The organism is Thioalkalivibrio sp. ALE23, from assembly GCF_000378545.1.
Taxonomy (GTDB): Bacteria; Pseudomonadota; Gammaproteobacteria; order Ectothiorhodospirales; family Ectothiorhodospiraceae; genus Thioalkalivibrio.
Genome location: NZ_KB900034.1, coordinates 250,483 through 276,931, shown reverse-complemented (window position 1 = coordinate 276,931; position 26,449 = coordinate 250,483). Strand labels below are relative to the sequence as shown.

The window sequence follows — 26,449 nt, the reverse complement described above, 5'->3', positions numbered from 1 at the left end:
CAGCAAATCGGTTCGGTCAAACAGGCGGCGCGAATTATGGCACAGCAGGCACGTCCATGCCGCGCCGGCCGTAGAAATCCGCCACGAAGGCGTCCATTGCCCCTTCGGCAATCGCCCCGCGCATCCCGCGCATCAGGTCCTGGTAGTAATGCAGGTTGTGCGTGGTCGCCAGACGCGAGCCGAGGATCTCGTTGCACTTGTCGAGGTGCTTGAGATAGGCCCGCGAGTAGTTGCGACACGCGTAACAGCCGCACTCGGGGTCGATCGGGCGGGTATCGTCGCGGAACCGTGCATTGCGGATCCGCAGGACCCCCTCGCGGGTATACAGAAAACCGTTGCGGGCGTTACGGGTCGGCATCACGCAGTCGAACATGTCCACGCCGCGGCGCACCGCCTCCACGATGTCCTCGGGCCGCCCCACTCCCATCAGATAGCGCGGCTGTTCCACCGGCAGCTCCGGCAGGGTCACGTCCAGTGTGGCAAGCCGCTCGTCCTCCGGCTCGCCCACCGACAGCCCGCCGATCGCGTAGCCGTCGAAGCCAATCGAGCGCAGGCCGGCCGCCGACTCCCGGCGCAGCTCGGGGATCATGCCCCCCTGCACGATGCCGAACAGCGCCGCCGGGTTGTCCCCGTGGGCCTGACGCGAGCGGTCCGCCCAGCGCAGCGAGAGCTCCATGGAGCGGCGCGCTTCGTCATGCGTGGCCGGATACGGAGTGCACTCGTCGAAGATCATGACGATGTCCGAGCCCAGCTCGCGCTGGACCTGCATCGACGACTCGGGCGTCATCAGCACCTTCGAGCCGTCCACCGGCGACTGGAAGCGCACACCTTCCTCGCTGATCTTGCGCATCTCGGCCAGCGAGAAGACCTGGAACCCGCCGGAATCGGTCAGGATCGGCCCCTCCCAGTGCATGAAGTCATGCAGATCGCCGTGCGCCCGGATGATCTCCGTCCCGGGGCGCAGCATCAGATGGAAGGTATTGCCCAGGATGATCTGCGCCCCCAGCCCCGTGAGTTCCTCGGGGGTCATCGCCTTGACCGTGCCGTAGGTTCCCACCGGCATGAACGCCGGAGTCTCCACCACCCCCCGCGGGAACGTCAGCCGGCCGCGGCGGGCCGCCCCGTCGCTGCCCAGATGTTCAAACTGCATCGGAAGCCTCCGCGCTCGGTGGCTGATCGTCCGGATCGCCGGGTGCCAGCCACATCGCATCCCCGTAACTGAAGAACCGGTAGCGCTGCGACACGGCATGTGCGTAGGCCGCAAACAGCCGCCGATACCCGGCAAACGCCGAGACCAGCATCAGCAGCGTGCTCTGCGGCAGATGAAAATTGGTGATCATGCGATCGACCACGCGGAAGCGATAGCCCGGCTGGATGAACAGCCGGGTATCGCCCGTGAACGGCTCCAGCTCGCCACCTGCCGCGGCCGACTCCAGCGCCCGCACGCAGGTCGTGCCCACGGCCACCACCCGGCCGCCACGCTCGCGGCAGCGCGCGACCGCCGCACACAGCTCGGGCGAGACCTCCAGCCATTCCGCGTGCATCTCGTGGTCCGTCGTGTCCTCCACCTTGACCGGTTGAAACGTCCCCGCGCCCACGTGAAGCGTCACCGTTGCCGTCTCCACGCCACTGTCGCGCAGTCCGCGCAGCAGGGTGTCGTCGAAATGCAGCCCCGCCGTCGGCGCCGCCACCGCCCCTTCTCGCCGCGCGAACACCGTCTGATAGCGCGTGGTGTCCTCCTGCTCCGGCGCACGTTCGATGTACGGCGGCAGCGGCACCTGACCATGGGCATGGAACAGGGCCGGCAGATCCTGCTCGCCCGCCTTTCCTTCGCCACACAGCGACAGGCGGAAGAACGGCCCCTCGCGCCCGGTCACTTCCACCTCGAAGGCCCCGTCCGCCAGCTGCAGCCGGGTTCCGGCGGCGGGTGCCCGGCTCGCACGCACCATCGCCAGCGCCTCGCGCCCGCCTTCCAGCACCCGCTCGAACAGCACTTCCACCCGGCCGCCGCTCGCCTTCTGCCCGAACACCCGCGCCGGGATCACCCGCGTGTCATTGAGGACCAGCAGATCGCCCGGACGCAGCCAGCGCCCGATGTCCGCGAACACGGCATCCTCCGGCTCCTCGCCCTCCAGGACCAGCAGCCGGGACCCGGTGCGCTCCGGCAACGGATCCTGCGCGATCAGCTCGGACGGGAGTTCGTAATCAAAATCGGCAACTCGCATGGCGCGCGATCCTACCATGCCCCGGCTCGCGGGATACCGCACGGCCGTATTGCCACACCCCCTGCGTGCGCTACACTACGAGCGCTGCACGCCGGGATGGTGGAATTGGTATACACGGCGCACTCAAAATGCGCTGGCTTCGGCCTTGTGGGTTCGAGTCCCACTCCCGGCACCAGGCCGGTGTAGCTCAGCTGGTAGAGCGTCTGATTTGTAATCAGAGGGTCGCAGGTTCGACTCCTGTCACCGGCTCCATCTATTCAGTACCTCAGGCGGCTCGCAAGCCCGTCCGAGGGCTGGCAACGAAATCCTCAACGCTCGGGCCGGGCTCTCACCGGCAAACCCCGGATCAGGCTGCACGTCGGCGCCCGAGACCCCGGATATCCGCTCTTTTTTCCGGGCCGGGTACCCTGCGCACGAGCGAATGCGATCAAAACCGTCGTCATATGGTCAGACAGAGACCTTGATGCCGATGACGAGCAACCCGGCCCATGACTTCTCCCAATCCGGAACACGACCGAACCGTTGATCCCGCCGAGGTGGAACGCTACCGCGCTCTGGCCGAGATGTGGTGGCAACCGGACGGAAAACTCTGGCCGCTCCACGTGCTGAATGGCCTGCGCAGCGATTACATCCGGGACCAGCTCTGCCGCTCGCTCGGACGGGACGCGGAGGCGGAGCGCCCCCTGGCCGGCCTGCGCATGCTCGACATCGGCTGTGGCGGCGGGCTGCTGAGCGAGGCCATGGCCCGCCACGGCGCGGATGTACTGGGCGTGGACGTCGTCGACCGCAACATCGCCGCTGCGTGGCTGCATGCCGCGGAGCAGGGCCTGGATATCGAGTACGAAACAAACACCGCGGAGGCCCTCGCAGCGCGTGGCGAAGCCTTCGACGTGATCCTGAACATGGAGGTGGTCGAGCATGTGGCGGACCTGCCCGCGTTCATGGCGAGCGTCAACCGCATGCTGCGTCCCGGCGGCCACACCTTCGTGGCCACCATCAATCGCAATCCGGTCTCGTTCGTGGTGGCAATCGTCGGCGCCGAGTACCTGTTCCGCATCCTGCCCCGGGGCACCCATCAGTGGAAGCGCTTTGTCACGCCCCGCGAAACACGCGATCTGCTGGCCCGGGACGACCTGGAGCCCGTGGCGCAGACGGGAGTGAAGGTGAATCCGCTCACCCGCCGGATGTGGCTGTCGCGATCCATGAGCGTCAACTACATGCTGCTGGCACGAAAGCCCGCCGACTGAAGGCCCGGTTCGCTGTATGCCGCTCAAACTGATCCATCATCCGGGGTACACGATCGAACTGCCGGATGGGCATCCGTTTCCGATGGCCAAGTTCCGGGTCCTGCGGGAGCGGCTGGAAACCGGGCTGTCCGACACGGCGTTCGAATGGGTGCAACCGGATATCGTCTCCTGGAGCGCCCTGTCCCGCGTGCATACACCGACCTACCTGGCTGCCTTCCTCTCCGGCCAGACCAGCAGGGCTGCCCAGAGGCGCAGCGGATTTCAGTGGTCGGAGGCGCTGGTGGAGCGGGTACGGCTGGAGACGGGCGGCACCCTGCTGACCGTGGAGGCCGCGCTGAGCGACGGACTGGCCCTGAACACCGCCGGCGGCACTCACCATGCCCACGCGGGATTCGCGAGTGGCTACTGCCTGATCAACGACATCGCGGTGGCGGCAGCGCACGCCCGGGCCAGGAGTTGGGTCCGACGCGTCCTGGTCGTCGACCTCGACGTACATCAGGGCGACGGCACCGCCGCCATCTTCGCGGACACCCCCGAGGTGGTGACCTTCTCCATGCATGCGGGGAGCAATTTCCCGGCGCGCAAGACGCCCGGCGACCACGACATCGAACTCGCCCGGGGCACTGGCGATGATGCCTATCTGGCGACCCTGCGGGATACCCTGGCGACCCTGATCGACGACGTGCGCCCGGATCTTGTGGTCTACGACGCCGGCGTCGACGTGCACCAGGCGGACCGGCTGGGGCATCTGGAGCTGACCGATGCGGGCCTCGAGGCGCGGGACCGGCATGTGCTGCAGGTCTGTCGCGAGAGGGCCGTGCCCGTGGCAGCGGTGATCGGCGGCGGTTACGACCGCGACATCACGGCCCTGGCGGATCGCCATGCGATTCTTTATCGAACCGCCGCCTCCCTGTGACAAGCTTGCGTCCGGAACCCGAGCCCAGTCGGGAATCCCGGGATCAAGAAATCATGGATCGTGCTGCGCGCGGCATGCCTGGACCGACATCGGTGACGATTGCGGCAGCGAACCGGCCCTGATCGGCCGAACCTGACGGCCAGCCCCGCCGCATTCAGGCGGGGCGATTGCACTGCGCGACGAGCACCAAACACCCCGGTTGAACTCGCCCGTCGGAACCGGGACGAACGCTGTGTATCGACCCGGAAAAAACCCCGAAGGACCCACGCGAGATGAGCAAACGAACAGTACTGGTGACCGGCGCAACCGGCGGGGTGGCGAGCGCGCTTGTGCGATCGCTGGATCCCGCCCATGACCGGGTTGCTCTCGTCTCGCGCAATGCCGAGGGACTGGACGCCCTTCGCGGGCAGCTTCCGGATGACCTCGAGGCATGCACCATCGTCGCGGATGTCAGCACCGCGGAAGGCGCGGATCAGGCCGTGGTCCGGGCCTCCGCACATTTCGGCGAGCCCCCCGCGCAACTCGCTCACTGTGCCGGCAGCGCCTTGCTGGCCCCGTTGCACCGAACCACACAGGCGCAGTATCGCGACTGCATGGCGGCCAACCAGGACAGCGCCTTCTACACCCTGCGCGCCTGGGTGAAGGCCCGACTCCAGACGGACGAACCCCGGGGCAGCGCCGTTCTGTTCAGCTCGGTCGTCGCCCAGATCGGCGTCTCCAATCACGAGGCGATTGCGATGGCCAAGGGCGCGATCGCCAGCCTGGTCCCGGCCGCTGCGGCGACCTACGCCGGCCACGGCATCCGGGTCAACGGGATTGCCCCCGGGCTGACACGGACGGGCGCCACCGAACGGCTGTTTGCCTCCCCGCGTGCCGAGGCGCAGATCGAAGCGCAGTATCCGCTGCAGCGTTACGGGCAGGCGGAAGACCTCGCGCGGGCCGTCACATGGCTGTTGTCCGACGAGGCCGAATGGGTCACCGGCCAGGTCCTGTCGGTGGACGGCGGGTTCGCCCGCGTGCGCCCCATGGTCCCGACGGGCGGCTGAGGGATGGTGGCACGCATCGCCATCATAGGCGCCGGGATCTCCGGGCTCGCAGCCGCCCGACGGCTGCACGATGCCGGCCATGACTGTCTCGTGCTGGAGAAGAGCCGGGGCCTCGGCGGACGCATGGCCACGCGGCACACGGATGGCCTGAGCTTCGATCACGGGGCCCAGTATTTCACCGCTCGTGGCACAGACTTTCGCCACCAGGTGCACGCCTGGCAGGACCAGGGTGCGGTGGCGGCGTGGGGAACGGACCGGTACGTCGGCCGTCCCGACATGACGGCCCCGGCCGGCGCGCTGGCTGCGCCCCTGGAGGTGCGGCGCAACTCCCGGGTCGAGCGGCTTCGACGTTCCGACGGTGCCTGGCATCTGCAGGTCGAGTCGACGCCTGAACATGCGGAGCTCGAGGGCCCGTTCGACGCAGTCCTGCTCGCCCTGCCCGCACCGCAGGCCGCCGAACTGTCGGCCACCGCCGGAACGGGCTTTGCGGCGCTCGCGGGCGTTCGTTATGCCCCCTGCATTGCGTTGATGGCCGCCGTCGAAGGCTCCACCGACCTGCACGAAACATCGTGCGAATTGTCCGGCCAGCCACTTTCCTGGGTTGCCCGGAACGCCACCAAACCCGGCCGTGACGCAGAAACCGAGACCCTCGTGGCCCACGCCGGTCCCGACTGGTCCCGCGAGCACATCCAGCAAGACCCGGATCAACTGGCACATCCGCTACTGACCGCTCTGCGGCCCCTGCTCGGCTCCGCCCGCCTGCTCCACCATCAGGTCCACCGATGGCTGTACGCGCGGGTCGAGCAGGCCGCCGGGCGGCCGTGCCTCTGGGACGCCGGGCAGCGTCTGGGTGCCTGTGGCGACTGGGCCCTGGGACCACGCGTAGAGGCGGCATTCGACAGTGGTCGGGCCCTCGCAGACGCGGTCCTGGAAACCCTTCCCGACCCGCGAACGGGTGGCTCGTGAACGGCGTCGTCGACGCCGACGGCGAAGCCCCGGACGGTCGCGCCGCCCTTTTCCCGCCGTCGCGGGCAGCCGCCCTGGAGCGGCTGTCGGATTTTGCCCCGCGTGCGGGCCATCACTACGCGGCCCGGCGCAACCACGATCCCGGACCCGGTGAACGCGACAACGTGTCGCTGCTTTCGCCCTACATCCGTCACCGGGCCATCAGCGAACACGAGGTGATCGCGCGGGTGCTGGCCCGGCATTCACCCGAGGCGGCCGAGAAGTTCGTTCAGGAGGTCTTCTGGCGGACCTACTGGAAGGGTTGGCTGCAGATGCGCCCCGGGGTCTGGCGGGCCTTCCTGGCGGAACGGGACATCGAACGGTCACGCCTTGCCGAAGACGATGGCCTGCGCGAGCGCGTTGCCGCGGCCGAGGCCGGACACAGCGGAGTCGAAGGATTCGACCACTGGGCCCGCGAACTGGTCGCAACAGGGTATCTGCACAACCACGCGCGCATGTGGTTCGCGTCGATCTGGATCTTCACCCTGAGGCTGCCGTGGACCCTGGGGGCGGACTTCTTCCTGCGCCATCTGCTCGACGCCGACCCCGCCTCCAACACCCTGAGCTGGCGCTGGGTCGCCGGCATCCAGACGCCGGGCAAGAACTACCTCGCGACGACCGACAACATTGCCCGCTTTACCGACAATCGGTTCGGCCCGACGGATCTCGCGTCCGAGGCGCCCGCGATCCGCGACGAGACCCCGCCTCCCGCCAGCGCCCTCCCGGTCCCGCGCACCCTGCCGCGCGGCCGGCGCGTGCTCCTCCTGTTGCATGGCGACGACTTCAGCGGTCAGGAAGTGTTGCCGGCGGGAACCGACGTGGCGTCAATCGCCGTCGCCCGGCGCGGCCACCCCGACATCCCCTGGCCCTTTGGTGCCACGACCACCCACTGGGTCGACACACTGGCCGAGGATGCGGCGCGGCACGCGGGTGAGGCCCTGCAGCAGCCCGCAACCGTTCTCCCGCAACTGCATGCAGAGCAACTCCGGGTGCAGTGCGCCGCCGCGGGCGTGACCACCATCGCCACACTGGAGACGCCCGTCGGCCCCCTAGCCGACGCCCTGGATGACGTTGCCCGCGAGCTGGCGGAAGACGGGATCGAAGTCATTCCGCTGCGCCGGACCTGGGACGACCTCGCCTGGCCACATGCCACCCACGGATTCTTCCGCTTCAAGCGCCAGCTCCCGGAACTGCTCGCCCGGAACGGCCTTTAGCGCCAGGCACTCCGACAGCGCTGTTGTTCGATGCCGTCACATCGCGTCAGCACCGCCTCGGTGGCATGTTTTCAGTCGTCCATATCCTCCAGGCGGGCCTGTTCGATCAGGACCGGGTAGACGTAGCCGGCACCGAAATCCCGGTCGAGCACGTAGACCCCTTCCACCCGCACACGGCCACCCGGATCGGCGGTCTGTTGGCTGGTGAGGGTAATGAAGTCGCCGGGCTCGCCGGTGCCGTCCACCAGTCGCAGGAAATTACGGCCCATGATGTCCTTGTTGACCTGCGCGATGATGCCTTCCAGGCGCACCGTCTCGCCCTCAAGCTCTTCCGGTGCCTGGTTCAGGGCTTCCACGCTGTGGATCTCGTTCGCGGCAACGGCCGTGGCCAGCAGGCCCGCAGCCAGCGGCAGGGCCAGCAGCATGTGGCGGATTCGGATCATGAAGTTCTCCTTTGCGGATCGGGTTCGGGCGGCGCGCCATCTTCGTCCCCGACGGCGGGCGTGTTGCGCCGACGGGCGCGGAAGAAGTCGCGCAGCTGGGTCGCGGCGCGTTCGGCCAGCACGCCGCCGATGACCGCCACGCGGTGGTTGTGGGCCGGATGGTGGATCAGGTCGATGGCACTGCCGGTGGCCCCGGTGCGTGGATCGGCCGCGGCGTACACCAGCCGCGCCACGCGGGCGTGGATGATGGCGCCGGCGCACATGGAACAGGGCTCCAGGGTCACGTAGAGGGTGGTGCCGGGGAGGCGGTAGTTGCCCACACGCTCCCCGGCCGCGCGCAGGGCGCGGATCTCGGCGTGCGCGGTGGCGTCACGGCTGGCGATGGGGGCGTTGTGGGCCGCCGCGAGGGCGTTGCCTTCGGCATCCACCAGCACCGCGCCTACGGGCACCTCGCCGGCTGCGGCTGCGGCCTCGGCCTGTGCGAGCGCCTGTTCCATCCAGCGCACGTCATCCTGCTCGCTCATGCGGCGCTGGCGGGCGCGGGCTCGTCCAGCGCCCGTTCGATGGCGCTGGCCAGATCCTGCGGGCGCCGCGTGGGGGCGAAGCGCCGGATCACGCGGCCGTCCCGCCCCACCAGAAACTTGGTAAAGTTCCATTTGATCCGCTGCGTGCCCAGGGCACCGGGGCCGGCCGTCTTGAGGTGGCGGAACAGCGGATCGGCGCCCTCCCCGTTCACCTCGATGCGGGCGAACACCGGGAAGCTCACGCCAAAGCGCAGACCGCAGACCCGGATGGAGTCGGCATCGCCCGGCTCCTGGCGACCGAACTGGTTGCAGGGGAACCCCAGCACCCGAAAGCCGCGTTCGCCATAGCGATCCTGCAGCGCCTGCAGCCCTTCGTACTGCGGGGTGAAACCGCACTGCGAGGCGACGTTGACGATCAGCAGCACCTCGCCGCGGTACTCGCCGAGCCGCTGCCGCCCGCCGTCGGCGCGGGTCACTTCGAAGTCATACACCGTGGCTTGCGGGTCCGGGTCGGCCATTATCCGTCCGCCTCCTGTCGCGCGAAGGATTGGAGTTCCGCCTCGAGGTCCGTGAGGCTGGCCGCCATGCCGCGGGACAGGGCGGCCACCAGGGCCCGGGGCGAGCGTTGTTGCAGGGCTTCGGTGGCCTCGAAATGCGCCAGCTCGGTCCGATCAGCACCACCCAGCCGGGTCCGCAGCCCCACGCGTGCGGCATCGCGGCCGCTGTGCGTATCCAGGTCACCGTACAGGGCCGTGACCAGCACGTGCAGTTCCACCACCGGTTGCCCGGCCGCCCGCCCGGCGCGGGCGTCGTCCACCAGAACCACGGCGCCGTCGCCACGGGCCCAGCGTTCGCGCAGCAGCTGTTCCACCTGTTCCGCCGGACGCAGAAACCATTCGTTGTAGTAGTCCGATTCGTACTCGTGCGGCCCCAGGCGGTACACCAGCCCCTTCTCGGCATAGGCGGGGGCCACTCGCACCGAGCCCAGCTCCACCGCCACGGGCGCCCCGGCATCGGCTGCGGGCGGCCCGGTGTCTTCCGGCAGTTCCAGCAGGAACCACGCCCGCTCCACCGGTTCGCGTTCGGCCAGCAGGCCGCAGCCCCCCAGCAGGAATGCGGCCAGCACCGCCAGCAGTAGCGCGCGTGTCATCAGCGTTCCTCTCCCCGGTTGTCCCGGTCCATGATACTGCGCGGCGGCGGTGCCCCGAACAGGGTACCCGCCGGATTGCGCCGCACGTCCTCCGAAAGGCTGCGCAGGCTGCGCGTGGTGCTCTGCAGCTCTTCCAGGGTCTCCGCCAGTTTCGCCTCGTTCACTTCCACGCCACGATCCAGGCGTTCCACCATACCCTCGATCCGGGCCACCAGCTCGCCGATCTCGGCCTGTTCCGCGGTGCGCCTCAGCTGACGCATGGTCTCGCGGGTCTCGCCCGGGAGGGCCTGCGTATCGGGATGGTCGAGGAGATTCTCGACGGATTCCATGATGCGCTCGGCGCTGGTGGCCGTGGTCTCCAGTTCGCCGATCAGGTCGTCCGCCCGTCCGGCTATGCCCTCCACGTCGATGCTCGACACGGTGTCGTCGAGATTGACCAGCAGGCTGTTCAGGTTCTCCACCACGCCCTCGATGTTGATCTCGTCGATACGCTGCAGCAGGTTCTCGGCATATTCGATGAACTGCATGGCGATGCTGGGCGCCGACGGCAGATAGGCGTGCTCCGGATCCCAGGGGTGGTCCAGCGGCGGGTGTTCCGCGGGATCGGCGAAGTCCGCCTCCAGGTAGTTCATGCCGGTGATGCCCTGGGCCGCCATGCGCACCCGCAGCCCGGCCTCGACCAGCTGCTCCAGGACATCGTCCTCGAACAGGGCTTCCTGCGGCGTGGTCGCAAAACGGTCCGGCCACAGGCGCGCGCGCACCAGCACGTAGCGCTTGCGTTCCGCCGGGGGCACATCCTGTTCATACTCCACCGAGGTGAAACCCAGCCGGGTGACCTCGCCGATCTGGACCCCGCGGAATTTCACCGGGGCGCCGACCTCCAATCCCTGCACCGAGGAATCCATGTAGGTCTCGATCATCATCGACGGTCGGAAGAAATTCCCCGCCGTCGCAATCAACAGGATGATCACCAGCGAGGCGAGCCCGCCGAGGATGAACAGGCCCAGCCGGAAATGCTGTCGGGCACTCATGCGGAGGCCTCCTCGCCGTTGGCTGCTTCGTCCTGGTCGCCGCCCAGAAAGCGCCGCACCCAGGGGTGTGCCGACTCCTCGCGCAGGCGTCGCGGATCCCCGTCGGCGACGATGCCCCGGGTTTCCTTGTCGAGCATAATCACGCGGTCGGCGATGGCAAAAATGCTCGCGAGCTCGTGGCTCACGATCACGATGGTCATGCCCAGGCTGCGCGCGAGCCGCCGGATCAACCGGTCCAGCTCGCGCGAGGTAATCGGATCCAGCCCGGCCGAGGGTTCATCCAGGAACAGCACCGAGGGGTCCAGCGCCATGGCCCGCGCGATGGCGGCACGTTTCTGCATGCCACCGGAGATCTCCGAGGGCATGAAATCCGCGAACGCGCCCAGCCCCACCAGCTGCAGCTTCGCCCGGGCCACTGCGTCCATCGCCGGACGCGGCAGAGCGGTGTGAACCTCCAGCGGCAGGCGCACGTTTTCCAGCAGGGTCATGGACCCGAACAGCGCCCCCATCTGATACATCACCCCCATGCCCCGCAGGATGGCCTCGAAACGCTCGCCGTCGGCGTGGGCAATATCCGCGTCGCCGATCCAGATCCTTCCGGCCTGCGGGGCATACAGCCCGATCATGTGCTTGAGCAGCGTGCTCTTGCCACTCCCGGAGCCCCCGAGGATCACGAAGATCTCGCCACGGCGGACCTCGAAGTTCAGATCCCGCATCAGCACGAAATCGTCGAAGCCCATGGTCAGGCCTTCCACCCGGATCACCGGATCCGTATCGGACTGCGCCATGCCTCACACCCCCAGGTGATAGAACAGGACCGCGAACAGGCCGTCGAACACCACGATCAGGATGATCGCCGTAACCACCGCACTGGTGGTGGAGCCGCCCACCGCCGCCGCGCCGTTGCCGGTCTGCAGACCGCGCAGGCAGCCAACGCTGGCCACCAGCAGGCCGAACACCCCGGCCTTGAACAATCCGGAGAACAGATCCGAAAGCGACACCGCGCCGGTCACCTGGTTGAGAAACGCAACCCACGGGATGCCGAAGCCCTGCAGCACCAGCGCCGCACCCAGCAGGCCGATCAGATTGGCGTACAGCGCCAGCAGCGGCGCGACCAGGATGCCCGCCAGCACCTTGGGCACCACCAGGAAGCGCACCGGATCCAGGGCCATGGTCTGCAGGGCATTCACCTCCTCGTTCACCTTCATGGTCCCGATCTCGGCGGCGAACGCCGCCCCCGAGCGCCCCGCCAGCAGGATCGCCATCATCAGCGGGCCCAGCTCGCGGAACAGCGACACCGCGACCAGATTGGCCACGAAGATCTCCGCGCCGAACTGACGCATCGCAATCGCCGACTGGAACGCCAGGATCACGCCCATCAGGAAGGCGATCAAAGAGACGATGGGCAGAGCCTGGAACCCGGCAACCTCGGCCACGCGAAAGGTGTCGCCCCAGCGCACCTGCCGCGGATGGCGCAGCGCCGCCCCCAGAGCACGGCCCAGTTCGCCGATGAACGCCATCTGCTCCCAGCCCGCGCGTCCCACCTGTCCGACCGCGTCCGTCCAGCGGCTGCGCCAGTCGCTGCGGCCCTCACCGCGCGCGGGCGTCACCGCATCCAGCTCACGATACGGAGCCAGCTGCTCCTCGACCATGCGTGTGGCGCCGACCAGCTCCAGCGTCACCCCCCCGACCGCGGCATCGCGTTCCAGCGCGTGCAGCAGGGCGGCCCCGGCGCCGTCACAATAGCTCAGACCGGTGACATCCACGGGCAGGGTCCCGCCCCCCGCCTCGCGCGCCAGCAGGCGCACGCGATCGCGCAGCGGGCCCCAGGACCATTCCACCGCGGCGGTGTCCAGGCTGCCCGAAAGGCGCAGACCGGGGAACGGCCCGTCTGTGGCATCATGTTGGAAGGCTGGCCGCTGGGCCCCTGACGCTGTGTCCATGCCGTTTTCCCGACTCGTGCGCGACCATGGTAGCCGTGCCGGAGCGCGGGGGACACTCTGCAGATACAGGGGAACCATCCGGCCGCTACAAACTCTTCTGCAACTCCCCCAAAAACGCGAGAACGCCATGTCTTCGGGAACGGACGCCCTGCAGCGGGTGGAACAGGCCCTGAACCAGATCCTGCTCGGCAAGCCCCGCGCCATCCGTCTGGCGCTCACCTGCCTGCTGGCCAACGGCCATCTGCTGATCGAGGACCTGCCCGGCGTGGGCAAAACCACGCTGGCGCACGCACTGGCGCGGGCGATGAACCTGGACTATCGCCGGGTCCAGTTCACCAGCGACCTGCTCCCGGGTGATGTGCTGGGCGTGTCGGTGTTCGAACAGGGCAGCGGCGAATTCCGCTTCCATCCCGGGCCGATCTTCACCCAGGTGCTGCTGGCCGACGAGGTCAACCGCGCACCGCCGAAGACCCAGAGCGCCCTGCTGGAAGCCATGGAGGAACGCCAGGCCAGCGTGGAAGGCGCGACCCGTGATTTGCCCGATCCGTTCTTCGTGATCGCCACCCAGAACCCCGAGGAGCAGGTCGGCACGCATCCGCTGCCGGAGTCGCAGCTGGACCGGTTCCTGATGCGCATCGAACTCGGCTACCCCGACCCAAGAGCCGAGCGCGCCCTGCTGGAACGCCGCGGGGACACCGGCCACCCGGCCCCGGACACCATGGCCACGCCGGAACAGCTGGCCCAGTGGCAGGCGTCCGTGGATGCCGTGCACGCCGATTCCAAGGTGCTCGACTATCTCCAGGAGCTGGTGGCTGCCAGCCGCGATACCGCCCGCTTTGCCCACGGCCTGTCGCCGCGTGCCGGCGTGGGCCTGCTGCGCGCGGCACGTGCCCACGCGTTTCTCGACGCGCGCGACTACATCACCCCCGACGACATCGCCCGGGTCCTGCCGGCGGTGGCCGGCCACCGCGTACGCGCCCGCGAGCCGCAGGATCCCGCCCGCACCGTGGAGGCCCTGCTGGAATGCGTGCCCAGCCGCTGAATCGCCGGCGACGCCTGCGCGGCATCTGGCAGCGCCTGCGCGACGACGCGATCCGCTGGATCAACCGCCGCCACGCGCACGACGGCGAGCATGCGCGGCTGGGCCGCGACCGCATCTACATCCTGCCCACCCGCGCCGGTTACACCCTGCTCGGGATCATCCTGATCATGCTGCTGGGCTCGATCAACTACGCCAACAACATGGCGTTCCTGCTGACCTTCCTGCTGGCCGGGATCGGGCACAACGCCATCTGGTACACCCATCGCAACCTGCTGGGACTGGAGATTCGCCCGCTGCCGATCGACCCGGTGTTCGCCGGGAACGCGCCCGAAGCGCAACTGCGACTCCATGAAACCGACGGCCGGGGGCGCGAAGCCATTACCGTGCGGGTTGGTGCACACGCTTGCGAACCGCTCGCCATCCCCGCAGGTGGCCGGAGCGATGCCCGCATCGTGCTGCCGGCCGTGCCGCGCGGGGTCTACCGCCTGCCGCGCCAGCGCGTGGACACGCGCTTCCCGCTGGGGGTCCTGGAGGCCTGGAGCTGGCTCAATCTGGACGCCGAGATCCTGGTCTATCCATCGCCCGTGGACCCGGGCCGGGCCCTGGCCGGACACGGCGACGGCGACGAGGACACCGGCGCCCGCGGACAGTCCGAGGAACCGCCCGACCACATCCGGCCCTACCGCCCCGGCGATCCGCCCGGCCGCATCATCTGGAAGGCCTATGCCCGCAGCGGCAAGCTGCACGTGCGCGAAAGCCCCGGCGGGGTACAGGACGACCTCTGGTTCGACTACGACGCGCTGCCCCACGGCGACACCGAGACCCGCCTGTCGATGCTCTGCCATCAGGTGCTGGAGGCCCATGCGCAGGAACGCGTCTGGGGCCTGCGTCTGCCGGGCCAGCGCATCGACCCCGGCCAGGGCCCGGAACATCGTGACCACTGCCTGCAGGCGCTCGCCCGTTTTCGCACCGCCCCGGCACCCCTGCCGCTGGAGGACGGAGCATGAGGGAGGGCTGGCTCACCCGCCCGGGCCCGCCGCGCGACGAACTGCGCGGGCTGGGCATCGCGCTGATCGCCCTGCCCGTGGCCGCGCTGCCGCACGCCTGGTACCAGCCGGCCTGGGTGACCCTGCTGATGGCCCTGGCCGTGCTGCTGCGCGGCTGGGTGCACTGGCGCGGGACCCGCGCGCCCTCGCTGTGGGTGATGAGCCTCCTCGCCCTGGGTGCCGGCGCCATGACCCTGGCACATTACGGCACCCTGTTCGGCCAGGAGGCCGGCAGCGCGCTGCTGCTGGTGATGATCGCGCTCAAGCTGCTGGAGGCGCGCAGCCGACGCGACGTGGTCATTGCGCTGTTTCTGGGTTATTTCGTCATCGTCACCACGTATTTCTTCGACCAGGCCTTCTGGATCGGGCTGTGGTCGCTACTGGGGGCGCTGCTGCTGACCGCGGCCCTGGTGCAGCTGCACGCCGCCCGCCCGCTGACGCCCGGTTATCTGGCCCGCCGCGCCGGGACCATGCTGGTACACGCCCTGCCGTTCATGCTCATCCTGTTCATCGTCTTCCCGCGCATCGAAGGGCCGCTCTGGGGCGATCGCGAGGACCGGGACGACACCGCGCAGACCGGCCTGTCCGACGAGATGAACCCCGGCGACATCGCCGAACTGCTGCAGGACGAAACCGTCGCCGCCCGGGTCGAATTCGACGGCGAGATCCCGCCGACCCGCGCACAGTACTGGCGGAGCATGGTGATGACCGACTTCGACGGCCGCCAGTGGCGGGCCGATCGCGGAGATTCTTCGATCGAGCCGCCCGCGGTGGAGGGCGATACCGTCGACTACACCGTCACGCTGGAACCCACGCGTTCCCGCTACCTGCCGGTTCTGGAATATCCCGCCCGCCTGCCCGACGATGCCGAGCTGCGCGCGAACCATCAGGTCATCCGCGACCAGCGCATCACCGGACGCATCCAGTACACCGCCAGCGCCGATCTGACGCGTCCCCCGGGCAGCGACGCCGACACTCCCGCCCTGGATCCCGAGACCCGCGAGCGGGCGCTGGCGCTGCCCCCGGGCGCCGCGCCGCAGGCCCGCGCTCAGGCCGGACTCTGGACGGCCACGCACGACGACCCGCGCGCCATCGTTGAAACCGCCCTGACGCGGTTCTCCGGCGAACCCTATCGCTACACCCTGCAACCACCGCAGACGACGGGCGATCACACCGATGCGTTCCTGTTCGATACCCACGCCGGCTACTGCGAACACTACGCCTCGGCGTTCGCGGTGCTGATGCGGGCGGCGGGCATCCCCGCGCGGGTGGTCACCGGCTATCACGGAGGCGAGTGGCGCGAACGCGGTGGCTATCTGCGCCTGCGCAACGCCGACGCCCATGCCTGGAACGAGGTCTGGATCGACGGCGAGGGCTGGCTGCGGGTCGACCCCACCGCGGCGATCGCGCCCGAGCGCATCGAGCAGGGCCTGCAGGGCCTGTCACCCTCCGAAGGCGAGCAGACACCGGACTTCCTGCGCCGCGAGGGCCTCTCCTGGCTGCAGCAGGCGCGTTTCGAGCTGCAGGACTGGCGGGAGTTCATCGGCTTTCGCTGGGAGACCTGGGTGCTGGCGTTCACCCCCGAGCGTCAGCAGCGGCTGTTCGAGCGCTTTGGCCTGGACCCGCGCGACTGGCGCAGCGTGCTGATCGCGCTGGGGGTCAGCTTCGGCACCCTGGCCGCCGGGGTCGCGCTGTGGCTGCTGCTGCGCGGACGCGAGCGCCGGGATCCGGCGCAGCGCGCCCTCCACCGGCTGTCCCGGCGCCTGCGCGGTGCGGGGCTGGCGCACCAGCCGCACGAGAGCGTGGATGCCTGGGTGCGGCGCGTGGCCGCGGCCCGGCCACAGGACCGCGAGGCCCTGGAGGCCTTCGCCCGGCACTACAACGCCCTGCGCTTCGCGCCGCTGGACAGACAGGGACGGCACGAACAGGGCCAGGCCCTGAAGGCCGCCCTCGCCCGCATCCCGCGACGCCGGCCGACCACGGACACGGACGCGGAAACGCCTGCCGACACCCGGGCCTGAGCGGGGCTCCGGGTCAGGAGCGGGGGGTCAGCGGGATCAGAAGGTATTGGCCACCGAGGCCACGCCCGGCGCCCGCGAGCGCACCAGGCGTTCGACCACGTTCTTGAGATCCAGGGTGGAACGCGGGCAGCCGACGCAGGCCCCCTTCAGGCGCACGCGCACGGTGCGCCCGTCCAGCTCGACGAACTCGATGTCGCCGCCATCCTGCATCATGATGCGCCGCGCCTCCTCGATGGCCTCGCGCACCGCGTCCTCGTCGATGGGGCCGTCGGCCGGCACGTCGGCCTGTTCCCGGGCCGCATGGGTCTGGGCCCGGTCCAGGCGCAGCGCCAGCTCCGGATCGAGCTCCTCGATCGCGTCCAGCTCTTCCTCGCTGTAGACGTGATCGGGGTCGTCCTTCAGCAGGTGCGACACGTCCACCATGACCTGTGCGTTGTCGGGACGCGTTTGATCTCCCGCCATGATCCGGCCTCCGCTAGCTCGCAGTGCGGTCAGTATAGCAACGCCGCGCGCGATCACGTCGCGAGGCCTCACCGGCTCCCCGGATTCCGCCGGACCCGGCGCGGGCCAGCGCAGGCGCATGCGCAACCGGCGCAGGTCGTCCGCATCCACCCGCCCCGGGTACAGCCACAGGGTCCCCGGGCGCCCCCCACCCGCGGGGCGATAGCGCAGCACCACACGGGTCGCGAACACCCGGGTGTCCGGCAGGATCTCGATATCGTGGATGCGTTCCTGGCGCAGGCCCTCGGCGGTGGCCAGCCACCAGCGTCCGTACGCGGTGCACCCCAGCCAGTCGAAGTGCGGCTGGCGGCCACGCCGGGACCAGCCGAACGCGGCCGCCACCAGTACGCCCGCCACCGGCCATGTCCACCATACGGTGTAGACCAGGGCGTACAGCAAAACCGCGGTGCTCAGCAGCACCTGACCGGCGAGGATCCGGCGCGCGAGCCCCGGATCAGGGTGCAGGCGCAGCCGCAGCGGCGGCGCGGATGAGCGGGGCAAGCCGGGCTATCCCGGCATCCGCGGTGGTCTGGCGGCCCATGACCACCTCGTAGAGCACGTTGTCGGGATAATCCAGCAGCCGTTCAAAGGCATCGCGACCCTCCTGGTCCAGTTGCGCATATCCCTGCGCGAGAAACTCCCCGAGCAGCCAGTCATTCTCCAGCATGCCGCGACGGCAGCGCCATCGAGTGCGGCTGTCAGGCTCCATCATACGCCCTTCCGCGGATGCTTCCTGCCACCCCATTACTTCCCGCAACCCCTGTGGGAGCCTGCTTGCAGGCGAACGGTCCTCGGCCTGTTCCGGTCTTCATTCGCCTGCAAGCAGGCTCCTACGGGGCACTCCGGTTTCACAACGACCTCTTCAGCATGGTGCGGCGGATGTCGCTGATCGCCTTCGCCGGGTTGAGGCCCTTGGGGCACACCTGCGTGCAGTTCATGATGGTGTGACAGCGGTACAGCTTCCAGGCATCGTCCAGCCGCTCCAGCCGGTGCTCGGTCGCCTCGTCGCGGGTGTCCTTGATGAAGCGCGCGGCCTGCAGCAGCGCGGCGGGGCCGAGGAACTTGTCCGGGTTCCACCAGTACGACGGGCAGGCCGCCGAACAGCAGCCGCACAGGATGCATTCGTACAGCCCGTCCAGCTCGTCGCGGTCGGCCGGATCCTGCTTGCGCTCTACCTCGGGCTCCGGGCTGTCGTTCACCAGCCAGGGCTCGGCGGCCCGGTACTGGTCCCAGAAATTGGTCATGTCCACGATCAGGTCGCGGATCACCGGCATCCCCGGGAACGGACGCAGGGTCACCGGGGTGTCGAGCTCCTCCAGCGGCGTCACGCAGGCCAGCCCGTTGGTGCCGTTGATGTTCATGCCGTCGGAACCGCAGACCCCGTGCTGGCAGGAGCGCCGGAAACCCAGCGAGTCGTCCTGCTCCTTCAGCAGCAGCAGGGCATCCAGCAGCATCATCCCCGGCTCCATCTGCTCGTCGGGCAGGGTGAAACGCTGCATCTTCGGCAGCGTGTCGGTCTCCGGGTTGAAGCGGTAGATCGAGAATTCCATCAGTAGGTGCGCTCCTTCGGCGGGAACGAGGCCACGGTATTCGGCCGGGTCCGCACCGGCTTGTAGTCGAGGCTGTCGTCCTCCAGCGAGTACAGGCTGTGACGCAGCCAGCGCTGATCGTCGCGTTCCGGGAAATCAATGCGCGAATGCGCGCCACGACTCTCCTCGCGTCCCAGCGCGGAGCGGATGGTGGCGATCGCGCAGTCCATCAGGTTCTCCAGCTCCATCGCCTCCACCCGCGCGGTGTTGAACGTGGGCGTGTGGTCATGGATCACCGCGTGGTCCAGGCGCCGGCGCAGCTCCCGTACCTTCTCCACGCCCTCGCGCATCACCTCGTCGGTGCGGAACACCGAACAGTGGTCCTCCATCACCTTGCGCAGTTCGCGCTTGAGCCCGTCCACCGACTCGATCTCGCCGGTGCCCGAATCCCGCCGATCCCAGCGGGCGAGCCGGGCCATGGCCGCCTCGACCGCGGATTCGTCCAGCGGACGGTGATAGCGGTTTTCTTCGAGGTATTCGAGGATATGATTGGCCGCCGCGCGGCCGAACACCAGGATGTCCAGCAGCGAGTTGCCGCCCAGCCGGTTCGCCCCGTGGACCGACACGCAGGCGGCCTCGCCGGCGGCGTAGAGCCCCGGCACCGGGTCCTCGGGCGAGTCCTTGACCGGCGCGACCACCTGCCCGTCGCGGTTGGTGGGGATCCCGCCCATGCTGTAGTGACAGGTCGGGAACACCGGGATCGGCGCGTCGATCGGATCCACGTTGAGAAAGGTCTGGCTGGCCTCGCGGATGCCCGGCAGGCGCTGCATGATGGTGTCCGCCCCCAGATGGCGCAGGTCGAGGAACACGTGATCGGCGTTGCGCCCGCAGCCGCGGCCTTCGCGCACCTCGGTGGCGATCGCACGCGAGACCACGTCGCGCGAGGCCAGATCCTTCGCGTTCGGCGCATAGCGCTCCATGAAGCGCTCGCCGTCGGAATTGATCAGGTAGCCGCCCTCGCCGCGCGCGCCCTCGGTGATCAGCATCCCGCGCCCGGCAATCCCGGTGGGATGGAACTGCACGAATTCCATGTCCTCCAGCGGGATCCCCGCGCGCAGGGCCATCGCCATGCCGTCGCCGGTGTTGATCAGCGCATTGGTGGTGGTGCGGAACAGCTGCCCCGCCCCGCCGGTGGCGATCAGCGTGGTCTTGGCCTCGATCACGATCGGCTCGCCACTGAGGATCTCGAACGCCAGCACCCCCAGCACGTGGCCCTCGGCATCGCGCAGCAGGTCCACAGCGAAATATTCGTCGAAGAAATGGGTGCGCGCGCGCAGGTTCTGCTGGTAAAGCGAGTGCAGGATCGCGTGGCCGGTGCGGTCGGCGGCGGCGCAGGTGCGCGCGGCCTGGTCCTGACCGAAGTTCTGGCTCTGCCCGCCGAACGCCCGCTGGTAGATGTTGCCGTTGTCCAGGCGCGAGAACGGCACGCCGAAGTGGTCCAGCTCGTAGACCACCCTGGAGGCGGCGCGACACATGTATTCGATCGCGTCCTGGTCGCCGAGGTAGTCGGAACCCTTCACCGTGTCGAACATGTGCCAGTGCCAGGAATCGGGCAGCACGTTGGCCAGCGCGGCGTTCACCCCGCCCTGCGCCGCCACGGTATGCGAGCGCGTGGGGAACACCTTGGACACCACGGCCACCTTGGCCTCGGCGTTGGACAGCTGCAGGGCTGCCCGCAGGCCGGCCCCGCCGGCCCCGATGATGAGGGCGTCGAACTTGCGCCGGGTCACGTTCATGAAAGCCATGCCTTGAACAGGATTGCGAAGGCCCACAGGCCGAGGATCAGCAGGCCGGTGGCCGACAGGATCAGCACCGTCAGGCGGATGCCGAAGGGATGGACGTAGTCCATGATCACGTCGCGCAGGCCGATCCATGCGTGCAGCAGCAGGGCTACCACGCCCACCGCTGTCAGCAGGCCCACCAGCGGATGCCCGACAAAGGCGAGCCAGCGGGCATGATCGGCCGGCGCGAAGAAGACGAAATAACCCAGCATCAGCACGGTGAACACGCCCAGATACACCGCAGTGATCCGCTGCAGCAGCCAGGCGCGCTGTCCGCTCAGGAGTCTCACAGCCACAGCCCTCCCCAGACGATCAGGGTGGCGACGATCCCCGCAATCAGGGCCTGGCGCGCGGTGCGCAGCGACCCCTCGCGGTCCTCGCCGATCCCGAATTCCATCGCCAGATAGCGGATGCCCGCGAACAGGTGATGCAGCAGCCACCACAGGACACCCAGCAGCACCAGCAGGCCCAGCGGGTGACCGACCCAGCCGGCCACGCGGGCAAAACCCTGGGGGCCGGACAGCGAGAGCTGCAGAAGCCACAACAGCACGGGGATCGCGAGAATCAGCAGCACGCCGGTCACGCGGTGCAGAATCGAGACCACGGCATTCAGCGGAAACCGGATCCTGCGCAGATCGAGGAAAACGGGACGAACCGGTGACCGGGGCATGCGACCTCTCGCTCTTGATGGGCGACATAAGGGATCCTGACACCCGACACGGCGTTCGTCTACTATCGGGCCGCCAGGGAAATGCCGCCCCCGCGGCTACAGGAGATGCGTGATGCGCGAAGACTGGAAGAAACACCTTGTCGATTCCGGTGCCGAATTCGAGGGCGACGAGCTCGTCCACTACGGCAACCCGGAGCGTGAACGGCAGATGGCCGTCAACGGCGATGTCATCTGCGACCTTTCCCATCGCGGGCTGCTGGAGATTCGCGGTGCCGATGCCACCGAATTCCTCCAGGGCCAGTTCGGCAACGATATCCGGCAGGTGGACGAGCGCCACGCCCAGCTGTCCAGTTACGCCAGCCCCAAGGGCCGCACCTATGCGGTGTTCCGTGTCCTGCGCACTCAGGACGGCTATCTGCTGGAGATGCCGGCGGATCGCGTGGAGCCGGTCGCCAAACGACTGCAGATGTTCGTCCTGCGCTCCGACGTGATCATCGAGCAGGCCGGCGACAGCCGCATCCGCTTCGGCCTGTCCGGCCCGGATGCCGAGAAGGAGCTTCAGGACGCCCTGGGCGCCTGCCCCGCGGAGATCCACGAGGTCGTGGAAAAGGACGGTGTGACGGCGCTGCGCGTGCACGGCGTGCACCCGCGTTTCGAACTGTTCGGCGGCTTCGACGCGATGCGCCGCCTGTGGGACGCCCTCAATGTGCGCGGGGCCCCGGTAGGCCCGCACGAATGGCAGCTGCTGGACATCCTCGCCGGGATCCCGAGCGTGGTCGAGGCCACCACCGAGATGTTCGTGCCGCAGATGCTCAACCTGCACGCCCTGGGCGCGATCAGCTTCGACAAGGGCTGCTATCCGGGGCAGGAGGTGGTCGCGCGCATGCACTACCTCGGCAAGCTCAAGCGGCGCATGTTCCGCCTGGCGATCCAGGATGGCGAGCGCCCGACGCCGGGCATGCCGGTATTCCGCGCCGATGGCAAGCCCGACCAGGCCGATGGCGAACTGGTGGCCGCCGAACTGCACCCCGACGGCCAGTACTCCGCGCTGGCGGTGCTCAAGGTGGACGCGGCCGAGGCCGAACTGCGCTGCGGCGCCCCGGACGGCGCGCCGGTGACGCTGTGCGACCTCCCCTACGACGTTTCCGAAGGGGCCTGACGCATGCGCTTTCTGTTCTTCTTCTTCGTCCTGATCCTGCTGGCGCTGTGGGCGGCCTTCTTCAGCCGTCCCAACAATCCGACCCTGTCCAACTGGCTGTACGCCCTGGCCGGGGTGCTGGCGATCCTGTTCCTGATCGGCTACCTCCGCCTCGACGGGGTGATATAACCACCCGGGCCACCGAGACCTGACAATTACACACAAAAAGGCCCCGTCGGTTACGACCGACGGGGCCTTTTTGCGAGGTGTTTGGTGGAGCGGAGGAGGATCGAACTCCCGACCTTCGCGTTGCGAACGCGACGCTCTCCCAGCTGAGCTACCGCCCCTCGAGATGCTGCGCATTCTAGCAGGGACCCGAGCCCACGGGAACCCCGGCGACCATCCGGGTGCTCCCGGGACCGGGTCGCATTTCGGCAACGCGTGCCGCAATCCGTGCGCCGTTTCGCGTGCGGCAGGACAGGCAGCCGCCTAGAATGAGATCCCTGATCGAGTCATTTGCCACAGCTCATGAACGCGCATCTTCCCTTGATGACTGGCCCCATACCCCTTCGCCGGAGCCCGGAATGAGCCTCTCCGTGCGTATCCTGGGCGCCAGCGGCGGCATCGGGCCGGGCCGCCGCACCACTTCCATCCTGATCGACCGGGACATCCTGATCGACGCCGGCAGCGGCGTGGGCGATCTCGAGCTCGAGGAACTGCAGGCGATTCGCCACGTCTTCCTGACGCACTCGCACCTCGACCACGTGGCATTCCTGCCACTGCTGATCGACACGGTATTCCGGGTGGATGCCCCGCCGGTCACGGTGCACGCCCTGCCGGAGACCCTGGAAGCCCTGCAGCGCCACATCTTCAACTGGGTGATCTGGCCCGATTTCACCGCCCTGCCGTCGCCCGAGCAACCGGCGCTGCGCTTTCGCCCGCTGGATGCCGGCGAGCAGATGGACATCGACGGACGCTCCGTCACGGCCCTTCCCGCGATGCACACCGTCCCGGCGGTAGGGTATTCGGTGAGCCGGCCGGATGCCGGGGCCTTTGCGTTCAGCGGCGACACCACTTCGACCCGCGGTCTGTGGCAGACCCTGAATGCCCTGCCCCGCCTCGATCTGCTGATGATCGAAACCGGGCTGCCGGACGAGATGGATCATCTCGCCGGTGCCACCCGCCACTACACCCCGCTGCAGCTGGCGCGCGATCTCGACCATCTGCGGCATCGCCCGCGTATCGCGGTGACCCACCTCAAGCCGGGCTACGAACAGACCATCCGTGAACAGCTGGCCGCGCGCAACAATGGCGACATGATCGTTCTCGACGGCGACGAGCACTTCGAGCTGGCCGGCTGACCCCGGCCACCGAGCGCCGCTGCGTCCGGATTGGTCGAAAACCGGAGCTGTGGCATCCTTGGCGGATGCGACCCCTGATCCGACTCTTTTTCCGCGGCGTGCGCCTGGTTCTCACGCCCTTCATGCTCGTGGGCGAGAAGGTGACCCGCCCGCGCGGAATCCAGCGTGACCCCGAAGAACAGGCACGGGTGGACGAACAGACCCGCGCCCTCGCGCTCTACCACTTCCCCGCCTGTCCGTTCTGCATCAAGGCGCGCCGTGCCATGCAGCGCCTGTCACTGGACATCGAACTGCGCAATGCCCAGCCGGCCGGCGAACACCGCGAAACCCTGCAGACGGAAGGCGGCAAGCTGCAGGTCCCCTGCCTGCGGATCGAGGAAGAAGACGGCAGCGTGCGCTGGCTGTACGAATCGGGCGCGATCATCGACTACCTCGAGTCGCGCTTTGATCCGGCCCGGGCCGCGGCCGACCGCCATACCGAGGGCTCCTGAACCCGCAAATGACAGGGGGCGGCACGTGCCCGCCCCCTCGGGACCGGATCAGACCCGGAAGTGCCCCACCCGCTGCTGCTGTTCGGAAGCCAGCTTCGACAGCTCTTCCGAGGCATTCGCGATCTCGCGCGAGCCGCTGGCCGTCTCGTCCAGCACCTGGGTGATGTTGGAGATGTTGCGGTTGATCTCCTCGGCCACCGAGGACTGTTCCTCGGCCGCGCTGGCGATCTGCGTATTCATCTCCGAGATGGTGGTCACCGACTGCGTGATCGACTCCAGCGACTCGCCCGCCTCGTTCACCTTCTCGCGGCTCGAATGCGCCCGGTTCTTGCCTTCTTCCATCGCCTGAACCGCCTCGCGCGTGCCGTTCTGGACGCGTTCGATCATACCCTGGATCTCCTGGGTCGAATCCTGGGTCCGGCTCGCCAGGGTCCGCACCTCGTCGGCCACGACCGCGAAGCCGCGGCCCTGCTCGCCGGCCCGCGCCGCCTCGATGGCCGCGTTCAGCGCCAGCAGGTTGGTCTGATCGGCGATGTCGCCGATCACCTCCAGCACCTTGTTAATCTCCTCGGCATCGGTCGACAGCCGCTCGATCACCTCGGCGGTGTTGTCCACCTGCGAGGTCAGGTGGTTGATCGACTGCACCGTCTGTTGCACCAGCTCGCGCCCGGCGTCGGCATCCTTGTCGGTGGTCTGCGCCGCGGTAGCCGCATCCGAGGCGTTGCGCGCAACCTCGGCAACCGTCGCGGTCATCTCGTTCATCGCGGTGGCCACCTGGTCGACCTCGTCCTTCTGCCGCGTGACCTGACCGTTGGTCTGTTCGCTGGTTGCGGACAGCTCATTGGCCGCGGCCGCCACCTGATCGCCACCGGCGGCGACTTCCTTGACCAGGTCCTGGATCTTGCCCACAAAACGGTTGAACGCCGCCGCCAGATCCCCCAACTCGTTGTTGCCGTCGGCCTCCAGCCGGCGCGTCAGGTCCCCGTCGCCGGACGCGATGTCGTCCAGACGCTCGACCGTATCGCGCAGCGGCCGCACGATACTGCGCGACAGCAGCCAGGCCAGCAGGAGGCCAAGACCGATGGCGACCACGCCCACGCCCACCACGGTAGCCGTGGCATTGCGGGCCATCGCCACGTAATCGCTGCGATCGACCATCAGCTCCAGCACGCCCACCGGCTCGCCGGAGAAATCCTCCACCGGACGCCCGACCACCGCCATCGGGCGGCCGTCGTGCTCGGTCCGGCGCACCAGTTCCTCACCGCCGGCAATCCGCTCCATTTCCTCACGGTTGAAGGTCGAGTCGCCGTTGATGGTGCTGCCGAAGGCCTCGAAGGTCCCGTCGCGCTGCAGGTAGAGGGCCACCGGGGCTTCCGTATCCGCCGTAAAGTCCTCGAAGAAGGCATCGTCGAACGCCATGCCGAATTCCAGCGATCCGATATGTTCACCTTCGTGGGAGACCGGGACGATGCCGCGGATGCCCAGGCCGGCCGCCCCTTCCTCGAGCCCGGAGATCGGCCGGCGGTCGCGGTTGGTGTCGACCACGGTCTGGCGGAACCCGGAGAGGTCATCGTCGTAGCGATCCGGACGGTGCGCCCGCAGGAAGGACGTCGCCGGCGGCGTATGGAACTGATACTGGCGTACGCCGTATTCCTCGTAGAGGTGATCGAAACCCGGTACGGTCATCGCATGCAGCTGTTCGCGGTCCCGCCGGGCGAAGGCCTGTTGCACGTCCGGAATGGCGGCCACGGCCTGTGCCATCGCGGTCCCGCGATCGGCCTCCTGATCGAGCTGCCGGATCAGCAGTTCACTCAGGTCGTTGAGTTCACGCTGTTCCGCGCGGTCCGCCATGTTGCCGAGGCTGTTCATCACCACCACCAGCGTGAGCACCACGACCGCGACCACCACGAGGGTGACGCCGCCCATCAGGCGGGTTCCGATCCGGATATTCCTGAGCATCTCTCTCTCCCTTGAAGCTTTCTTCGCGCCCGGGATTACGGGCGCCATGCTGCGAGTCTCTCGCCCCCGCTAGCGGCCGGCCGCGGCCTGACTTGAGCCGCGCGGG

The 26,449-nt window shown here is 68.5% G+C and carries 28 protein-coding genes and 3 tRNA genes; 14 read left to right on the top strand and 17 right to left on the bottom strand.

Translation table 11 applies throughout. From position 1 onward, the window contains the following. Positions 1–34: 34 nt before the first annotated feature. The gene (gene tgt / locus F573_RS0110020) at positions 35–1,150 is read right to left on the bottom strand and encodes a tRNA guanosine(34) transglycosylase Tgt (protein ID WP_019022476.1); all 1,116 of its coding nucleotides are present in this window, start codon (positions 1,148–1,150) and stop codon (positions 35–37) included. Then, complete coding sequence (gene queA, locus F573_RS0110015; RefSeq protein WP_019022475.1) at positions 1,140–2,225, bottom strand: tRNA preQ1(34) S-adenosylmethionine ribosyltransferase-isomerase QueA; 1,086 nt, start codon at positions 2,223–2,225, stop codon at positions 1,140–1,142. Before queA ends, tgt begins: the two co-directional genes overlap by 11 nt. Positions 2,226–2,315: 90 nt before the next feature. Between queA and F573_RS0110010 the strand changes: the two genes are divergently transcribed. From F573_RS0110010 to F573_RS0109980, 7 genes are all read left to right on the top strand, one after another. Further along, positions 2,316–2,400, top strand: a tRNA-Leu gene (locus tag F573_RS0110010). 1 nt (position 2,401) lies between these two features. Further along, positions 2,402–2,477: transfer RNA gene (locus tag F573_RS0110005), tRNA-Thr, on the top strand. Between the two features lie 236 nt (positions 2,478–2,713). Continuing rightward, a complete protein-coding gene (ubiG, locus tag F573_RS0110000) occupies positions 2,714–3,472 on the top strand; it encodes a bifunctional 2-polyprenyl-6-hydroxyphenol methylase/3-demethylubiquinol 3-O-methyltransferase UbiG (RefSeq protein ID WP_019022474.1) in 759 nt (252 codons plus the stop codon). Between the two features lie 16 nt (positions 3,473–3,488). Next, entirely contained in the window at positions 3,489–4,388 is a 900-nt protein-coding gene (locus F573_RS0109995; protein ID WP_019022473.1) for a histone deacetylase, read from the top strand. 272 nt (positions 4,389–4,660) lie between these two features. Beyond that, positions 4,661–5,434, top strand: a complete 774-nt coding sequence (locus tag F573_RS0109990) for an SDR family NAD(P)-dependent oxidoreductase (protein WP_019589443.1) — start codon at positions 4,661–4,663, stop codon at positions 5,432–5,434. Positions 5,435–5,440: 6 nt separating this feature from the next. Continuing rightward, a complete protein-coding gene (locus tag F573_RS0109985) occupies positions 5,441–6,400 on the top strand; it encodes an NAD(P)/FAD-dependent oxidoreductase (RefSeq protein ID WP_026300880.1) in 960 nt (319 codons plus the stop codon). After that, the gene (locus F573_RS0109980; RefSeq protein WP_019022470.1) at positions 6,397–7,653 is read left to right on the top strand and encodes an FAD-binding domain-containing protein; all 1,257 of its coding nucleotides are present in this window, start codon (positions 6,397–6,399) and stop codon (positions 7,651–7,653) included. Before F573_RS0109985 ends, F573_RS0109980 begins: the two co-directional genes overlap by 4 nt. Positions 7,654–7,724: 71 nt before the next feature. On the opposite strand, the gene F573_RS0109975 is transcribed toward F573_RS0109980, so the two are convergent. Genes F573_RS0109975 through F573_RS0109945 form a run of 7 tightly spaced genes read right to left on the bottom strand, consistent with a single transcriptional unit; the run spans position 7,725 to position 12,744 of the window. Then, positions 7,725–8,096: a hypothetical protein gene (locus F573_RS0109975; RefSeq protein ID WP_019022469.1), complete on the bottom strand. Its 372-nt coding sequence runs from the start codon at positions 8,094–8,096 to the stop codon at positions 7,725–7,727. Continuing rightward, positions 8,093–8,620, bottom strand: coding sequence for a tRNA adenosine(34) deaminase TadA (tadA, locus tag F573_RS0109970; RefSeq protein WP_019022468.1), 528 nt, complete (start codon positions 8,618–8,620; stop codon positions 8,093–8,095). Before tadA ends, F573_RS0109975 begins: the two co-directional genes overlap by 4 nt. Beyond that, on the bottom strand, positions 8,617–9,138 hold the full coding sequence (locus tag F573_RS0109965; RefSeq protein ID WP_019022467.1) for a glutathione peroxidase: 522 nt from the start codon (positions 9,136–9,138) through the stop codon (positions 8,617–8,619). The genes tadA and F573_RS0109965 overlap by 4 nt, the downstream gene beginning before the upstream one ends. Then, positions 9,138–9,770 (bottom strand): membrane integrity-associated transporter subunit PqiC, encoded by a 633-nt coding sequence (locus tag F573_RS0109960; RefSeq protein ID WP_019022466.1) that lies wholly within the window; start codon positions 9,768–9,770, stop codon positions 9,138–9,140. The genes F573_RS0109965 and F573_RS0109960 overlap by 1 nt, the downstream gene beginning before the upstream one ends. Further along, positions 9,770–10,801, bottom strand: coding sequence for an MlaD family protein (locus F573_RS0109955; RefSeq protein WP_019022465.1), 1,032 nt, complete (start codon positions 10,799–10,801; stop codon positions 9,770–9,772). Before F573_RS0109955 ends, F573_RS0109960 begins: the two co-directional genes overlap by 1 nt. Continuing rightward, positions 10,798–11,589, bottom strand: coding sequence for an ABC transporter ATP-binding protein (locus tag F573_RS0109950; protein WP_019022464.1), 792 nt, complete (start codon positions 11,587–11,589; stop codon positions 10,798–10,800). The genes F573_RS0109955 and F573_RS0109950 overlap by 4 nt, the downstream gene beginning before the upstream one ends. Positions 11,590–11,592: 3 nt before the next feature. Then, positions 11,593–12,744 carry an MlaE family lipid ABC transporter permease subunit gene (locus F573_RS0109945; protein WP_019022463.1) on the bottom strand — a complete coding sequence of 384 codons (1,152 nt, stop codon included), beginning with the start codon at positions 12,742–12,744 and terminating at the stop codon, positions 11,593–11,595. A 127-nt stretch (positions 12,745–12,871) separates the two neighbouring features. Between F573_RS0109945 and F573_RS0109940 the strand changes: the two genes are divergently transcribed. From F573_RS0109940 to F573_RS0109930, 3 genes are read left to right on the top strand one after another with little or no spacing between them, the layout of a single operon-like run. Further along, positions 12,872–13,786 (top strand): MoxR family ATPase, encoded by a 915-nt coding sequence (locus F573_RS0109940; RefSeq protein ID WP_019022462.1) that lies wholly within the window; start codon positions 12,872–12,874, stop codon positions 13,784–13,786. Further along, a complete protein-coding gene (locus F573_RS0109935) occupies positions 13,768–14,793 on the top strand; it encodes a DUF58 domain-containing protein (RefSeq protein WP_019022461.1) in 1,026 nt (341 codons plus the stop codon). Before F573_RS0109940 ends, F573_RS0109935 begins: the two co-directional genes overlap by 19 nt. Continuing rightward, positions 14,790–16,853 carry a DUF3488 and transglutaminase-like domain-containing protein gene (locus F573_RS0109930; protein ID WP_019022460.1) on the top strand — a complete coding sequence of 688 codons (2,064 nt, stop codon included), beginning with the start codon at positions 14,790–14,792 and terminating at the stop codon, positions 16,851–16,853. Before F573_RS0109935 ends, F573_RS0109930 begins: the two co-directional genes overlap by 4 nt. A 36-nt stretch (positions 16,854–16,889) precedes the next feature. On the opposite strand, the gene F573_RS0109925 is transcribed toward F573_RS0109930, so the two are convergent. The 6 genes from F573_RS0109925 to sdhC all read right to left on the bottom strand — a co-directional run bounded on the left by F573_RS0109925 (position 16,890) and on the right by sdhC (position 21,394). Continuing rightward, a complete protein-coding gene (locus F573_RS0109925; RefSeq protein ID WP_019022459.1) occupies positions 16,890–17,855 on the bottom strand; it encodes a NifU family protein in 966 nt (321 codons plus the stop codon). Further along, the gene (locus tag F573_RS0109920; RefSeq protein ID WP_024329487.1) at positions 17,809–18,063 is read right to left on the bottom strand and encodes a succinate dehydrogenase assembly factor 2; all 255 of its coding nucleotides are present in this window, start codon (positions 18,061–18,063) and stop codon (positions 17,809–17,811) included. The genes F573_RS0109925 and F573_RS0109920 overlap by 47 nt, the downstream gene beginning before the upstream one ends. Before the next feature lie 139 nt (positions 18,064–18,202). Continuing rightward, the gene (locus tag F573_RS0109915; protein ID WP_019022458.1) at positions 18,203–18,904 is read right to left on the bottom strand and encodes a succinate dehydrogenase iron-sulfur subunit; all 702 of its coding nucleotides are present in this window, start codon (positions 18,902–18,904) and stop codon (positions 18,203–18,205) included. Then, positions 18,904–20,679, bottom strand: coding sequence for a succinate dehydrogenase flavoprotein subunit (sdhA, locus tag F573_RS0109910; RefSeq protein WP_019022457.1), 1,776 nt, complete (start codon positions 20,677–20,679; stop codon positions 18,904–18,906). Before sdhA ends, F573_RS0109915 begins: the two co-directional genes overlap by 1 nt. Next, entirely contained in the window at positions 20,676–21,014 is a 339-nt protein-coding gene (gene sdhD, locus F573_RS0109905; RefSeq protein WP_019022456.1) for a succinate dehydrogenase, hydrophobic membrane anchor protein, read from the bottom strand. Before sdhD ends, sdhA begins: the two co-directional genes overlap by 4 nt. Beyond that, positions 21,011–21,394 (bottom strand): succinate dehydrogenase, cytochrome b556 subunit, encoded by a 384-nt coding sequence (gene sdhC / locus F573_RS0109900; RefSeq protein ID WP_018870430.1) that lies wholly within the window; start codon positions 21,392–21,394, stop codon positions 21,011–21,013. The genes sdhD and sdhC overlap by 4 nt, the downstream gene beginning before the upstream one ends. A gap of 112 nt (positions 21,395–21,506) precedes the next feature. On the opposite strand from sdhC, the gene F573_RS0109895 reads away from it, so the two are divergent. Both F573_RS0109895 and F573_RS15250 read left to right on the top strand, forming a co-directional pair. Beyond that, entirely contained in the window at positions 21,507–22,553 is a 1,047-nt protein-coding gene (locus F573_RS0109895; RefSeq protein WP_019022455.1) for a folate-binding protein YgfZ, read from the top strand. A gap of 3 nt (positions 22,554–22,556) precedes the next feature. Continuing rightward, positions 22,557–22,721: a hypothetical protein gene (locus F573_RS15250; protein ID WP_018870432.1), complete on the top strand. Its 165-nt coding sequence runs from the start codon at positions 22,557–22,559 to the stop codon at positions 22,719–22,721. An 82-nt stretch (positions 22,722–22,803) separates the two neighbouring features. Here F573_RS15250 and F573_RS0109885 read toward each other — a convergent pair. Then, positions 22,804–22,879: transfer RNA gene (locus F573_RS0109885), tRNA-Ala, on the bottom strand. A gap of 237 nt (positions 22,880–23,116) precedes the next feature. On the opposite strand from F573_RS0109885, the gene F573_RS0109880 reads away from it, so the two are divergent. After that, positions 23,117–23,893: an MBL fold metallo-hydrolase gene (locus tag F573_RS0109880; protein WP_018870433.1), complete on the top strand. Its 777-nt coding sequence runs from the start codon at positions 23,117–23,119 to the stop codon at positions 23,891–23,893. A 65-nt stretch (positions 23,894–23,958) separates the two neighbouring features. After that, complete coding sequence (locus F573_RS0109875) at positions 23,959–24,384, top strand: glutathione S-transferase N-terminal domain-containing protein (protein ID WP_019022454.1); 426 nt, start codon at positions 23,959–23,961, stop codon at positions 24,382–24,384. A 48-nt stretch (positions 24,385–24,432) separates the two neighbouring features. On the opposite strand, the gene F573_RS0109870 is transcribed toward F573_RS0109875, so the two are convergent. Further along, complete coding sequence (locus F573_RS0109870; RefSeq protein WP_019022453.1) at positions 24,433–26,343, bottom strand: methyl-accepting chemotaxis protein; 1,911 nt, start codon at positions 26,341–26,343, stop codon at positions 24,433–24,435. Positions 26,344–26,449 lie beyond the last annotated feature (106 nt).

Bases quoted from the DNA above. Each gene is read 5' to 3' on its own strand.
- tgt (WP_019022476.1), bottom strand. From the start codon at position 1,150: ATGCAGTTTGAACATCTGGGCAGCGACGGGGCGGCCCGCCGCGGCCGG.
- queA (WP_019022475.1), bottom strand. From the start codon at position 2,225: ATGCGAGTTGCCGATTTTGATTACGAACTCCCGTCCGAGCTGATCGCG.
- ubiG (WP_019022474.1), top strand. From the start codon at position 2,714: ATGACTTCTCCCAATCCGGAACACGACCGAACCGTTGATCCCGCCGAG.
- F573_RS0109995 (WP_019022473.1), top strand. From the start codon at position 3,489: ATGCCGCTCAAACTGATCCATCATCCGGGGTACACGATCGAACTGCCG.
- F573_RS0109990 (WP_019589443.1), top strand. From the start codon at position 4,661: ATGAGCAAACGAACAGTACTGGTGACCGGCGCAACCGGCGGGGTGGCG.
- F573_RS0109975 (WP_019022469.1), bottom strand. From the start codon at position 8,096: ATGATCCGAATCCGCCACATGCTGCTGGCCCTGCCGCTGGCTGCGGGC.
- tadA (WP_019022468.1), bottom strand. From the start codon at position 8,620: ATGAGCGAGCAGGATGACGTGCGCTGGATGGAACAGGCGCTCGCACAG.
- F573_RS0109965 (WP_019022467.1), bottom strand. From the start codon at position 9,138: ATGGCCGACCCGGACCCGCAAGCCACGGTGTATGACTTCGAAGTGACC.
- F573_RS0109960 (WP_019022466.1), bottom strand. From the start codon at position 9,770: ATGACACGCGCGCTACTGCTGGCGGTGCTGGCCGCATTCCTGCTGGGG.
- F573_RS0109955 (WP_019022465.1), bottom strand. From the start codon at position 10,801: ATGAGTGCCCGACAGCATTTCCGGCTGGGCCTGTTCATCCTCGGCGGG.
- F573_RS0109950 (WP_019022464.1), bottom strand. From the start codon at position 11,589: ATGGCGCAGTCCGATACGGATCCGGTGATCCGGGTGGAAGGCCTGACC.
- F573_RS0109945 (WP_019022463.1), bottom strand. From the start codon at position 12,744: ATGGACACAGCGTCAGGGGCCCAGCGGCCAGCCTTCCAACATGATGCC.
- F573_RS0109940 (WP_019022462.1), top strand. From the start codon at position 12,872: ATGTCTTCGGGAACGGACGCCCTGCAGCGGGTGGAACAGGCCCTGAAC.
- F573_RS0109935 (WP_019022461.1), top strand. From the start codon at position 13,768: ATGCGTGCCCAGCCGCTGAATCGCCGGCGACGCCTGCGCGGCATCTGG.
- F573_RS0109930 (WP_019022460.1), top strand. From the start codon at position 14,790: ATGAGGGAGGGCTGGCTCACCCGCCCGGGCCCGCCGCGCGACGAACTG.
- F573_RS0109920 (WP_024329487.1), bottom strand. From the start codon at position 18,063: ATGGAGCCTGACAGCCGCACTCGATGGCGCTGCCGTCGCGGCATGCTG.
- F573_RS0109915 (WP_019022458.1), bottom strand. From the start codon at position 18,904: ATGGAATTCTCGATCTACCGCTTCAACCCGGAGACCGACACGCTGCCG.
- sdhA (WP_019022457.1), bottom strand. From the start codon at position 20,679: ATGAACGTGACCCGGCGCAAGTTCGACGCCCTCATCATCGGGGCCGGC.
- sdhC (WP_018870430.1), bottom strand. From the start codon at position 21,394: ATGCCCCGGTCACCGGTTCGTCCCGTTTTCCTCGATCTGCGCAGGATC.
- F573_RS0109895 (WP_019022455.1), top strand. From the start codon at position 21,507: ATGCGCGAAGACTGGAAGAAACACCTTGTCGATTCCGGTGCCGAATTC.
- F573_RS15250 (WP_018870432.1), top strand. From the start codon at position 22,557: ATGCGCTTTCTGTTCTTCTTCTTCGTCCTGATCCTGCTGGCGCTGTGG.
- F573_RS0109880 (WP_018870433.1), top strand. From the start codon at position 23,117: ATGAGCCTCTCCGTGCGTATCCTGGGCGCCAGCGGCGGCATCGGGCCG.
- F573_RS0109875 (WP_019022454.1), top strand. From the start codon at position 23,959: ATGCGACCCCTGATCCGACTCTTTTTCCGCGGCGTGCGCCTGGTTCTC.
- F573_RS0109870 (WP_019022453.1), bottom strand. From the start codon at position 26,343: ATGCTCAGGAATATCCGGATCGGAACCCGCCTGATGGGCGGCGTCACC.